Origin of the sequence: Micromonospora parva (assembly GCF_040649675.1) — a bacterium.
Taxonomy (GTDB): Bacteria; Actinomycetota; Actinomycetes; order Mycobacteriales; family Micromonosporaceae; genus Micromonospora; species Micromonospora parva.
Genome location: NZ_JBEZFX010000005.1, coordinates 477,756 through 489,353, shown reverse-complemented (window position 1 = coordinate 489,353; position 11,598 = coordinate 477,756). Strand labels below are relative to the sequence as shown.

The window sequence follows — 11,598 nt, the reverse complement described above, 5'->3', positions numbered from 1 at the left end:
GGTACGGCAGGGGCCGACGCTGGGCGTCGACACCGGTCGGCCGGTTCCTTCAACGGCAGAGCGGGAAGCCACATGCCCAGCAGTTCGGGTTCATCGATCGACACGATCACCGAGGGAGGACGGGTGACCCAGGTCGGCGAGGGTCAGGAGGCGGACGAAAGCGCTCCTCCGGTCATGACCTTCGGTGCTCCCACGGCCGGTGAAGTCCTCGCCGAGCGGTACGAACTGGTTGAGCACATCAACAACGACAGTGCGGGTCGGCTGGTCTGGCGCGGGGTCGACGTCATCCTGCGCCGTCCCGTTGCCGTGGTGCTGCGCTACCCGGGCGGTGACTCCGCCACCGAGATGCTTCAGGCCGCCGTCGCAGCCAGCCGGGTCATCCACCCCAACCTGGTCGGCGTCTACGACGCGATCGACGAGGCCGACCGGGCGTACGTGGTGCGCGAGTGGGTCGACGGGCAGTCCCTGCGGGATCTGACCACCGACGGCCCCCTGGATCCGGCTCGGGCCACCGCCATCGGCAACGCCGTCGCGAGCGCGCTCGCCGCTGTGCACGCCACCGGCATGGTGCACGGCAACGTCCACCCCGGCACCGTCATGATCAGTGACGAGGGCCGCGTGGTCCTGGCCGATGCCCGCACCGACGGCGCCGACAGCCAGGAGAACGACATTCGGGCGGTCGGCGGCATCCTCTACTTCGCACTGACCGGCTCCTGGCCGCACACCGAGGCACCGCTGCGGGGCGCCACCGCCGGCCACGGCCGCGCCGCGATCCCGGACGCTGTCCGAGACGCCTCGGGTGCCATCGCGGCACCCCGCCAGGTCCGGGCGGGCGTCCCGGCGTACCTGGACGACCTGACCATGGATCTGCTCGACGCCGAGATCGCGCCGCCGTCCTCCGACGTGCTGGCCGCCGAGTTGGCGCGACTGGACGTGCCGGCCGAGGATGAGCACTACCTCGACAACAGCGGGCCGCTGCGGTTCGCCGCCGAAACCGGAGAAGAGCCATCGCCGCTGGCCGCGGCGGGGGGTCGCAAGGTCGCCGTCGGCATCGCCGGCCTGTTGGCCGTCGCCCTGGTCGGTCTGCTGATCGGAATCATCGCGTTGGGCGGCGACGACGACGACCCGAAGTCGAACCCGGTCGCCGCACCGACCTCCAGTGCCCCGGCCGGTGACGCCACCCCGGCCGCCGCGACGGCGCGCAAGTTGACGGTCAAGGATGTCCGGATCATCGACCCGGACAGCAAGAACCGCAGTGAGGTCCGAGGCGCCGAAAAGGTCATCGACGGTGACGAGGACAAGGGCTGGGAGACCGAGACCTACGTGAACAGGCCCAACTTCGGCAACCTGAAGAAGGGCATGGGCGTCTGGATCGACCTCGGCGAGCCGCACACCGTCAAGTCGGTGCAGGCGGTGCTGTCAGCCACCGGTGCGTCCGCCCAGCTTCTCGCCGGCACCACCAACCCGCCGTCCAGCACCAACGGTGACAAGCAGTTGGTGGCGAGCTACAAGACCGCCATCGGCCAGCCGTTCGAGGACCACGACGGCACCACAATGACGTTCAACGGCTTCGACGCCGACCAGAAATACCAGTACCTGCTGTTCTGGATCACCGAGCTGCCGCCGTCGGAGGGCGGGTTCAAGCTGGGGGTGCAGGAGATTACGGTCCAGGGGTCGTGAGCCGGGCGCCACGATCCGGGCACCGCACTCGCTGGACGCGGTGATGGACGGGCGTGCCGCCGCACCGGACCTGGAGCTGCTGCGCGCGCACGTCGCCGGCGACCGGGACGCCTTCGCCGAACTGTTCCACCGGCACCGCGACCGGTTGTGGGCGGTGGCCCTGCGGACGCTCGGCGACCGTGAGGAGGCAGCCGACGCACTCCAGGACGCCCTGCTGTCGGCGCATCGGGCGGCGGCCCGGTTCCGCGGTGACTCCGCCGTCACCACCTGGCTGCACCGGATCGTGGTCAACGCCTGCCTGGACCGGATCCGCCGCCGGCAGGCGCACCCCACAGTGCCGCTGCCGGACGGCAACCGCTCCGAGGACGGATCGGGCACCGGCCGGCTGGAGCCGGCCGCACCGGCAACGGACCACGACACCGTGCTGGTTGTCCGCGAGGCGCTCGCCGCGCTGCCCGTCGAGCAACGCGCCGCGCTGGTACTGGTCGACGTGCAGGGCTATCCGGTCGCCGAGGTCGCCCGCATCCTCGGCGTCGCCGAGGGGACGGTGAAGAGCCGGTGTGCCCGGGGCCGGGCACGGCTGGCCGTGCTGCTCGGGCATCTCCGCCCCGCTGCCGCCGCGACGTCTTCGGCCCGACCGGACCCGACCGCCCCGGGCGTGCCCGGCGTCACGCCGGGGAACCCCAGCCCGGTGGAGGGCGTCGGATCGAGGTCAGGCCGGTACCGGCGGGACGCCAACCAGGAGGACACGTGACGACCGAGGGGTTCCGGGAGGTCGACGCCGACCTCCTCGCCGACTACCTCGGCGGGGCGTTGGACGGCACCCCGCAGCAGGACGAGGTCGCCCAGCTGGTCTCCGCGGACCCGTCCTGGGCCGAGGCGTACGCGCTGCTGGCCCCTGCCGTGACCGAGGTCCGGGCGGACCTGACTCGCTGGGCCGAGCCGTCCCCGCAGATGCCACCGGCGATCACCGACCGGCTGCTGGCCGCGTTGGCCTCCGCGCATCCGACGAACGACACCTCGACCGGGGACGCGCGCACCGCCGCGTCGAGCGTCGATCCGGCGACACCAGTGGTCGTACCGACGCAGGGCGGTGCCGGTCGACGGCCGGCTCTCCCCACACCCGCCGGGGGGCCGGGGCGCGGGGTGTCCACCGGCCCGGGCCGCCGCCGGCGCGGCTGGGCCAGCCGTGGCGCACCCGTGGCCGCTGCCGCGATCGCCGTCATCGCCGTCGCCCTGGGCCTCAACCAGCTGTCGATGCCCGCGTCGGACGACTCCGGCAGCGCCCCCGCCATGGATCGGCCGGCCAGCGCGCCCGAGGGCGCCGCGGGGGCCGGGACGGTCCGGACCACCGGGCCGGCGCTGCGCAGTGGTACGAACTACACCCCGCAGGCCCTCGGCAATGCCTACGACACGCGCTCGCCGAGGACACCCGCCACCAGCCGGGCGACCGGCAGCGCCCCGGGCGGGCAGCCGGGGGTGGATGCCGAGGGCGAACGCCGGCCCTCTCCCGACGGGTCGGACCAGTTGGCCCGGCTGACCGACGAGACGGCCCTGACCAGTTGTCTGGCGAGCGTCGCGGCGGAGCACGGATCGGTGCCACTGGTGGTCGAGGTGATCGACTACGCCCGCTTCCAGGGTGACCAGGCGCTGGTCATTCGCTTCACCGATGCCACCGGAGGCCGGTGGGCCTGGGTGAGCGGCCCGGAGTGCGGAGTGCCCGGGTCCGGCTCGGACAGCAGGTATTCGGCGCGGGTAGGGTGAATCCACGGTCGATGGCACGATGACCGCTCACGTGACCTGACCCACCGGATGCCCGGCTCGGGAATCCCCGGTTCGTACGATGACGTTCTGGAAGTCAGCTGCCGGCCTCACCCAGGCGTCGGCAACTCGGATCGGCATCGGTGCTCGCGCCGACGCCGAACACACACAACTCGGGAGACGGCAGTGGACGAGGTCCGCAACCTGATCATCATCGGCTCCGGGCCGGCCGGCTACACAGCGGCGGTCTACGCCGCACGCGCCAATCTGAAGCCGCTGATCATCGAGGGCGTGCAGTCCGGTGGCGCGCTGATGACCACGACCGAGGTGGAAAACTTCCCCGGCTTCGCCGACGGCATCCTCGGCCCCGAGCTGATGGACAACATGCGCAAGCAGGCCGAGCGGTTCGGCGCCGAGTTCCTCACCGACGACGTGACCCGCGTCGAGCTGGTGGACACCGGCGACGCCGGCTCCGGCGCGGTGAGCACCGTCTGGGTTGGCGAGACCGCCTACCGGGCCCGATCCATCATCCTCTCCACCGGTTCGGCGTGGCGTCCGCTGGGCGTGCCCGGTGAGCAGGAATACCTGGGCCACGGCGTCTCCGCGTGTGCCACCTGTGACGGCTTCTTCTTCCGTAACCAGCACATCGTGGTGGTCGGCGGCGGCGACTCGGCGATGGAGGAGGCCACCTTCCTCACCCGTTTCGCCGATTCGGTGACGATCATCCACCGCCGCGACTCGTTCCGGGCCAGCAAGATCATGGCCGACCGGGCGCTGAGCAACGAGAAGATCAAGGTGGAGTGGAACAGCACCGTCGAGGAGATCCTCGGCGACGACGGCAAGGTCACCGGCGTCCGCGTTCGCAACGTGCACACCGGCGAGACCAAGGTGATGGACGTGACCGGCGTCTTCGTCGCCATCGGTCACGACCCTCGCAGCGAGCTGTTCCAGGGCCAGGTCGAGCTGGACGACGAGGGCTACGTGAAGGTCGACGCCCCGAGCACCCGCACCAACGTGCCCGGTGTCTTCGCCGCCGGTGACGTGGTCGACCACACCTACCGTCAGGCGATCACCGCGGCCGGCACCGGGTGTGCCGCCGCGCTCGACGCCGAGCGGTTCATCGCGACGCTCAGCTGAAACAACGAACACATCCCGGAGGAGGGGCATAGTGGGAACAACCAAGGCGGTCACGGACAAGAGCTTCGTCGCTGACGTGCTACAGGCCGACAAGCCGGTGCTGGTGGACTTCTGGGCGGAGTGGTGCGGGCCGTGCCGCAAGGTGTCGCCGCTGCTCGAGGAGATCGCCCGGGAGATGGGTGACCAGGTCACCATCGTCAAGCTCAACATCGACGAGAACCCGGAGACCGCCCGGGCCTACCGGGTGATGTCGGTGCCGACGCTGACCGTCTTCAAGAACGGCCAGCCGGTGCAGTCGATCGCCGGTGCCAAGCCGAAGGGCGAGCTGGTCCGGCTCATCGAATCGGCCCTCTGACCAGCAGAAACTCACCCGAACCCCGTACCCGCTCGCCGGGTGCGGGGTTCGTCGTCTTCCCGGCCGCAGCGACGACGTATTTCGCCGCCCCAGCCACCTCGCCGTCCCGGAGCGCATAGCCTCAAGCCTGGGCCGCCCGGCCAGCCAGTGTCGTGCAGAGGGGGTCGTGCGTGCGTCCGATCCGACCCGGTGACCGGGGACCCGCGGTCACGGAGATCCGTACCATCCTGACCGGCCTCGACCTGCTCGCCGCCGCCGGCCCGCACACCGACGAGTTCGACCTCGACACCGAGCGGGCGGTCCGCGCGTTCCAGCAGTCGCGAGGGCTCAGCGTGGACGGCCGGGTCGGAGCCGAGACCTGGCGCGCCCTGGACGCCGCCCGCTGGCGGCTCGGCGCCCGCACCCTCTACCACGCGGTCCCCGAGCCGCTCACCGGCGAGGATGTCCGGTCCCTGCAGGAGCGACTGCTGGAAATGGGGTACGACGTGGGCCGCGCGGACGCCATCTACGGTGTCCGGACGTCGCGGGCGGTGGCCCAGTTCCAACGCGAGGTCGGGCTCACCCCCGACGGCTCCTGCGGCCCACACACCATGAACGCGCTGCGCCGGATCGGCCGCAAGGTGGTCGGTGGCCGCCCGCAGTGGCTCCGCGAATCCGACGCGATCCGACAGTCCGGGCCGGCGCTGGTGGGTAAGACGGTCGTCATCGACCCGGGGCACGGGGGCACCGACCCCGGCATGGTGGTGCCCGACGGCTCGCTGCGCTGGACGGAGTCGGACCTGGTGCACGACCTGGCCAGCCGCCTGGAAGGGCGGCTCGCCGCCTCCGGGGTGCGGGTGCAGCTCACCCGGGGCCCGTCGCCCGACAGTTGCCTGCCGGACGCCGAGCGGGCGCTGCTCGCCAACTCCCTCGGCGCCGACGTGTTCATCTCCCTGCACCTGGACGGCCACGCCAACCCGGACGCGGAGGGCGTGGCGACCTACCACTACGGCACCGACAACGGGGTGACCTCGGCGACCGGTGAACGCCTGGCCGGGCTGGTGCAGCGGGAGATCGTCGCCCGCACCGGGCTGCGGGACTGCCGTACCCACGCCAAGACGTGGGAACTGCTGCGACTGACGCGGATGCCCGCCGTCCGGGTCGAGGTCGGCTACCTCACCTCGCCGACGGACCGCGCCCGCCTTGTCGACCCCCGGTTCCGGGACCGGGTGGTGGAGGCGATCGTGGCGGCGGTCCAGCGGATGTACTACCCCATCGAACGAGACGTCCCGACCGGATCGCTCGACGTCAGCGAACTGCGTGCCGTGGTGACCGCCGGCACCGTGGTCGACTGATCGGCCCCGGGTCAGCCGTTGGTGGAGCGGGTGGCCGGGGCGGGACGGACCGGCCGGAGCAGCGTCTCCGGACTCATCGAGCCGAGCAGCTTCTCCAGCGCGTACTCGACGTCGGACTTCCAGCTCAACGCCGTCCGCAGCTCAAGGCGCAACCGAGGAAAACGCGGATGCGGACGTACGGTCTTGAAGCCCACGGAGAGGAAGAAGTCGACCGGTGCCACGCAACCCCCGGCCGGGTCGTCCGCGTCGCCGAACTTGGCGTCGCCGAACGCCTCGATGGCCTTGATCCCCCGCTTCGTCAGATCCCGGGCGACACCCTGCACCAGCATCCGGCCCAACCCGCCGCCGGCGAACGCGGCGACCACGTTCGCGGTCATCAACAGTGCCGCGTCCGCGGAGACCGGTGAGGTCGGGAACGCCATCGAACGGGGCACGTAGGCGGGCGGGGCGTACATCACGAAGCCGGCCGGCATGCCGTCGACGTACGCGAGCTTGCCGCAGGAGCCCCACTCCAGCAGCGTCTGGGAGACCCACGCCTCCTTCTCCAGGCCCGGGTCGCCGGCAGCGCAGGCCCGCTCCGCGGAGACCGGGTCGAGCTCCCAGTAGACGCACTGCCGGCACGGGCGCGGAAGGTCTTCCAACGTGTCGAGGGTCAGGCTGACCAGACGTCGCGACATATGGCGCATCCCCACAATAGGCTCGGTGGTGAGACCGGCATGGAACGACAGCGCCGCCTTCCTGCCCCCGACGAGCGATCGTACGCCGCCGATCGGCGGTACGGGAGGGGACGCGCAGATGCCCACCCCCGAGGGGGACGCTGACGAGGTCCGCCATGTGGTCGGTCTGCCTCTGCCCGACCGCTGCTGGGCTCCGGCGGACTACGATCGACAATCGGTGTGCCCTCCGCCATGGTCAGCGGTGTGCGGGGTACCCGGGGCGGGAGCCACCCGAGCAGCGATCGAGGTGAGGTCATGACCGGCACGACACTCGACGACTACACCGACCGGTACGCCCGGCGGGTACGCGGGATGACCGCCTCCGAGATCCGAGCATTGTTCGCGGTGGCCAGTCGCCCGGAGGTCGTCTCGCTTGCCGGCGGCGCTCCGTACATCGCCGCCCTTCCGCTGGACGCGGTCGGCGAGATGCTCGGCCGGCTCGGCTCCGAGCACGGCGTGACCACCCTCCAGTACGGCATCGGTCAGGGCACCCTTGAGCTGCGCGAGCGGATCTGCGAGGTGATGTCGCTCTCCGGCATCGACGCCGGGTGCGGCGCGTCCCCGGAGGACGTCGTGGTCACCGTGGGCGGGCAGCAGGCACTGGACCTGGTGGCCCGGCTCTTCCTCGACCCCGGTGACGTGGTGCTCGCCGAGGGGCCGACGTACGTCGGTGCGCTCGGCGTGTTCCAGGCCGCCCAGGCGCAGGTCGTCCACGTACCGATGGACGCGGACGGGCTGATCCCGGAGGCGCTGGAGACCGCCATCGCCGACCTGGCGCGGGCCGGCCAGCGGGTCAAGTTCCTCTACACGATCCCCACCTACCAGAACCCGACCGGCGTGACGCTCAGCGAGGAGCGCCGGGAACGGGTGCTCGACATCTGCGAGCGCACCGGCCTGCTCGTCGTCGAGGACGACCCGTACGGTCAGCTGGGGTTCGAGGGTGAAGCCCCGGCCCCGTTGCGGGCCCGCCGCCGGGACGGCGTCTTCTACCTCAGCACGTTCTCCAAGACCTTCGCCCCGGGGCTGCGGGTCGGCTGGATCCTGGCGCCGCACGCGGTCCGCGACAAGCTGGTCATCGCCAGCGAGGCGCAGATCCTCTGCCCCAGCGGTTACGCCCAGGCCGCGGTGGCCACCTATCTGAGCACCATGCCGTGGCGGCAGCAGCTCAAGGTCTACCGCGAGGTCTACCGGGAGCGCCGGGACGCCCTGCTCGACGCGATGGCCGACCTGATGCCCGAGGGCACCAGCTGGACCACACCGACCGGCGGGCTGTTCGTGTGGGCCACGCTGCCCGACGGGCTCGACTCGAAGGCCATGATGCCGCGCGCGGTCGCCGCCCGCGTCGCCTACGTCCCCGGCACCGGTTTCTACGCCGACGGCACCGGCACCGGCGCCATGCGGCTCAACTTCAGCTTCCCGCCGCCGGAGCGGATCCGCGAGGGCATCCGCCGGCTGTCCGGTGTGATGGAGCAGGAGATCGCCATGCGCCGGGTCTTCGGCGCCGTGGGTGGCGCCGCCGGCCGGCGCGGCCGGGCCGGTTCCGACGTGCCCGGGCCCGACTTGGCATGATGCCGGCATGGGTACGACCGTCGAGCATCTCCTCGTGACCGAATCCGCCGTCTCGGCCGACCTCCGCGTCGTGGTGCTCGCTGGCGGCCTCTCCTACGAACGGGACGTGTCGCTGCGCTCCGGTCGTCGGGTGCTCGACGCGCTGCGCGCCGTCGGCGTGGAGGCCGAGCTGCGCGACGCGGACGTGGCGCTGCTACCGGCGCTCGCGGCCGACCCGCCGGACGCGGTGGTGATCGCACTGCACGGCGCGACCGGCGAGGACGGCTCACTGCGCGGGGTGCTGGATCTGTGCGACATCCCGTACGTCGGCTGCGACGCCCGGGCCTCCCGGGTCGCCTGGGACAAGCCCTCGGCCAAGGCGGTGCTCCGCGAGGCCGGCATCCCCACCCCGGACTGGGTGGCGCTTCCGCACGACCGCTTCTCCGAGCTGGGTGCGGTCGCCGTCCTGGACCGGATCGTCGACCGTCTCGGGTTGCCCCTGATGGTCAAGCCGGCGCAGGGCGGGTCCGGGTTGGGCGGAGCGGTGGTCCGGGACGCCGCCGCGCTGCCCGCCGCCATGGTGGGCTGCTTCGCGTACGACTCCACGGCGCTGGTGGAGCGGTACGTGCCGGGGATCGACGTGGCGGTCTCCGTCGTCGACCTCGGCGACGGCCCGCAGGCGCTGCCGCCGGTGGAGATCGTGCCCCGCAACGGCGTGTACGACTACGCCGCCCGCTACACCGCGGGGCGGACCACCTGGCACGCCCCGGCCCGGCTGGCCCCGGAGGTGGCAGCCACTGTCGCTGACGTGGCCCTCGCGGCGCACACCGCACTCGGTCTCCGGGACCTCTCGCGCGTCGACGTGATCGTGGACGCGGCCGGCCAGCCCCACGTGCTGGAGGTCAACGTCTCGCCGGGCATGACGGAGACGTCCCTGCTTCCGCTCGCCGTGCAGGCGGCCGGACTGGACTTCGGTCGGCTCCTCGGCACCCTGGTCGCCCGGGCGGCGGCCCGCCTCACCACTCACTGACCGACCTGCCAGCCCGTCGCGGCGAGCGCGGGTCGACCGTGTGGTTGACCCGGCGGGCCAACCACACGGTCGGTTCCAGATCAGTGACCCGCGCGTACGTCTGGTGTGTCGGTGCCGTTGGTGCGCGCTGCTGCGCCCGGGTCGCTGGGGATGCTCGTCCTGCCGGCAGCACCGGAGGCACCGCCGTTGGCGAGGTCGGAGGCGGCCGGGATGGCGGGGGCCGAGCCGTCCTCGTCTACGCGTGCGCCCGCCGGGTCGACGTCTGGCGCGTCCGCGCTTGCGCCCGCCGGGCCGACGCGGAGCCCGTCGCCCGGCCTTCCCGCCGGGTTGTCGGTGGGCGTTGCCGCCGCCTTGTCGGTGGGCGTTCCCGCCGGCATGTCGGTGGGCGTTCCCGCCAGGCCGAGGTGAGATCCGTCGGTGGGCGTCCCCACCGTGGCGACGCTGCCGGGTGCGGCGCTGCCGAACGCGGCGCTCTCGGATGCGGTCCTGTCAGATCCGGTCCTGTCGGATGCGGCGTTGTCGGAAGCCGCGCTGCCGGCGGGGGCGGTGGCGTCCCGGGCCGGGACTGCCGGGACACCGGCAGGGTTGGTGGCGGGTGCCGTCCGAGCAGGTTCAGCCGTCCGATCGGCGACGGTGGTCGCCGTCGAGCCGGCATTGGCGTCCGTCTCCGGGGTCGGTCCGACCGCCGGCACACTGTCGGCGTCAGCGGAACCGGACGGGGAGTCCAGCACCGGTTCCGGGATCTCCTCTGCCGCCTCGATGACCGAAACCGCGTCCGCTGCGGCTGCTGCCGCTGAGGCAGCCTCGGCTGCGGCGGCGGCATCCGCGGCAGCCGACTGGGCCAGCAGACTGGACGGCGCCTGCCACTGGATGCGGGGTGGCTCGGCGAGCGGACGGCCACCGAACTCGGCGAGCCAGGCCGCTACCAGTGCCAGATTTTCCCGCCACTGCGCCTCGGAGATCGGCGGCAGGATCGAGTCCCACAGCGACAGGAACGTGCCCCGCAACTGGAGGCGACCGTACGGCCGGGCGAGGAACCACATGTGCAGGTGAGCGGAGCCGTCGCCCCAGCGGTTGACGTGCACCCGGGCGACGCCGTCGAGCGAGCGGATGGCCCGCTCCAGACGTACGGTCATCACGCCCAGTTCGGCGGCCAACAGGTTCGGCAGGTCACCGAGGTCGAGGTGGGTCCGCGATTCCAGGATGAGCACCATAGGCAGACCGGTGGGGCGGTCCATGGCGCGTACCCGCCACCGCTCACCCACCCAGATGTAGGCGTCGTCGGGCGCGTTGCAGGCGGTGCATTCCCGGAGACCCTCACCCTTCCGGGGCGGTTCAACCGGGACCGGATCATCGAGCTGCTTCACGTGGAGGTCACCCTCGAAGGGAAATGACGGCCACTGGGTGAAGTCCGGGACTGAGGGAGGGGTGTCGTGCACGACGCTGACCCTAACCGAGTCTGGCACCGCTGTCCCTACCTGTTTGAGTGGTCCTGAGCCACCGGATCATCGCGCCACCGCCGCTCGGGCTCGAGTGGTCGCGCGGGCACCGAGAGGCGATATCCACAGGCTGCCGAGGTCCTCAACACGGGCCGTCATCCACAGGCCCACACCCGCTCCCACGCGCTGTTCTACGTGAAACGGGGGGTGCCTGTGGACAACCGGTGTGGATAACTTTTCGACCTGTCGGTCGTTGTCGCCAACCCGCGTCCGAGGCGGTTCGGCCGCCTCGGAGGCCGGCCGCTGAACGGTGCCCGCAACGCCGACGCGTGGGGACGCGGAGGCGACCCAGCTGACCGTCAACCCGACCCGCAGGGGTCGATTGGCACACCGACGAGCCGGTGTCGCTGTTTCACGTGAAACCGGCGCGTCGCTGCGCGGATTGCCTCTGGTGGGTCCGACCACAAACCCAGGCCCTTCGGCTCACCCGAGGATCACTGCGGAGGCGCCGTGCAGGCCACTCAGCGGCTCGCTGTCGCGTCGAGCGGGGCAGGGGGTGGCTCGGGTCGACCCCAGCATTCCGGAGCCTTCTGTGACC

At 71.9% G+C, this 11,598-nt stretch carries 9 protein-coding genes and 1 pseudogene; 8 read left to right on the top strand and 2 right to left on the bottom strand.

Annotation, left to right across the window (positions count from 1 at the left end):
* Positions 1 to 72: 72 nt before the first annotated feature.
* From AB0C03_RS16105 to AB0C03_RS16080, 6 genes are all read left to right on the top strand, one after another.
* Positions 73 to 1,680 (top strand): protein kinase family protein, encoded by a 1,608-nt coding sequence (locus AB0C03_RS16105; protein WP_030331840.1) that lies wholly within the window; start codon positions 73 to 75, stop codon positions 1,678 to 1,680.
* A gap of 43 nt (positions 1,681 to 1,723) precedes the next feature.
* Positions 1,724 to 2,434 (top strand): RNA polymerase sigma factor SigM, encoded by a 711-nt coding sequence (gene sigM / locus AB0C03_RS16100; RefSeq protein WP_051708450.1) that lies wholly within the window; start codon positions 1,724 to 1,726, stop codon positions 2,432 to 2,434.
* Positions 2,431 to 3,444 (top strand): RsmA family anti-sigma factor, encoded by a 1,014-nt coding sequence (locus tag AB0C03_RS16095; protein ID WP_357637374.1) that lies wholly within the window; start codon positions 2,431 to 2,433, stop codon positions 3,442 to 3,444. Before sigM ends, AB0C03_RS16095 begins: the two co-directional genes overlap by 4 nt.
* Before the next feature lie 183 nt (positions 3,445 to 3,627).
* Positions 3,628 to 4,578: a thioredoxin-disulfide reductase gene (gene trxB / locus AB0C03_RS16090; protein WP_030331847.1), complete on the top strand. Its 951-nt coding sequence runs from the start codon at positions 3,628 to 3,630 to the stop codon at positions 4,576 to 4,578.
* Between the two features lie 31 nt (positions 4,579 to 4,609).
* Positions 4,610 to 4,933 (top strand): thioredoxin, encoded by a 324-nt coding sequence (trxA, locus tag AB0C03_RS16085; protein WP_030331849.1) that lies wholly within the window; start codon positions 4,610 to 4,612, stop codon positions 4,931 to 4,933.
* 170 nt (positions 4,934 to 5,103) lie between these two features.
* Positions 5,104 to 6,267 (top strand): N-acetylmuramoyl-L-alanine amidase, encoded by a 1,164-nt coding sequence (locus AB0C03_RS16080; RefSeq protein WP_030331851.1) that lies wholly within the window; start codon positions 5,104 to 5,106, stop codon positions 6,265 to 6,267.
* A gap of 11 nt (positions 6,268 to 6,278) precedes the next feature.
* On the opposite strand, the gene AB0C03_RS16075 is transcribed toward AB0C03_RS16080, so the two are convergent.
* The gene (locus AB0C03_RS16075) at positions 6,279 to 6,944 is read right to left on the bottom strand and encodes a GNAT family N-acetyltransferase (RefSeq protein WP_030331852.1); all 666 of its coding nucleotides are present in this window, start codon (positions 6,942 to 6,944) and stop codon (positions 6,279 to 6,281) included.
* 294 nt (positions 6,945 to 7,238) lie between these two features.
* Here AB0C03_RS16075 and AB0C03_RS16070 point away from each other — a divergent pair, with 294 nt between their 5' ends.
* Together AB0C03_RS16070 and AB0C03_RS16065 are read left to right on the top strand one after the other, a co-directional pair.
* Positions 7,239 to 8,552, top strand: a complete 1,314-nt coding sequence (locus tag AB0C03_RS16070; RefSeq protein ID WP_357637371.1) for an aminotransferase-like domain-containing protein — start codon at positions 7,239 to 7,241, stop codon at positions 8,550 to 8,552.
* Between the two features lie 7 nt (positions 8,553 to 8,559).
* A complete protein-coding gene (locus tag AB0C03_RS16065; RefSeq protein WP_030331856.1) occupies positions 8,560 to 9,561 on the top strand; it encodes a D-alanine--D-alanine ligase family protein in 1,002 nt (333 codons plus the stop codon).
* 847 nt (positions 9,562 to 10,408) lie between these two features.
* On the opposite strand, the pseudogene AB0C03_RS32330 reads toward AB0C03_RS16065, so the two are convergent.
* Positions 10,409 to 10,775 (bottom strand): annotated as a pseudogene (locus tag AB0C03_RS32330) (hypothetical protein); the annotation flags it as partial.
* Positions 10,776 to 11,598: the final 823 nt, after the last annotated feature.

Excerpts from the sequence above, each read along its gene's own strand:
- AB0C03_RS16070 (WP_357637371.1), top strand. The coding sequence starts at position 7,239 with ATGACCGGCACGACACTCGACGACTACACCGACCGGTACGCCCGGCGG.
- AB0C03_RS16075 (WP_030331852.1), bottom strand. The coding sequence starts at position 6,944 with ATGTCGCGACGTCTGGTCAGCCTGACCCTCGACACGTTGGAAGACCTT.
- sigM (WP_051708450.1), top strand. The coding sequence starts at position 1,724 with ATGGACGGGCGTGCCGCCGCACCGGACCTGGAGCTGCTGCGCGCGCAC.
- AB0C03_RS16065 (WP_030331856.1), top strand. The coding sequence starts at position 8,560 with ATGGGTACGACCGTCGAGCATCTCCTCGTGACCGAATCCGCCGTCTCG.
- AB0C03_RS16105 (WP_030331840.1), top strand. The coding sequence starts at position 73 with ATGCCCAGCAGTTCGGGTTCATCGATCGACACGATCACCGAGGGAGGA.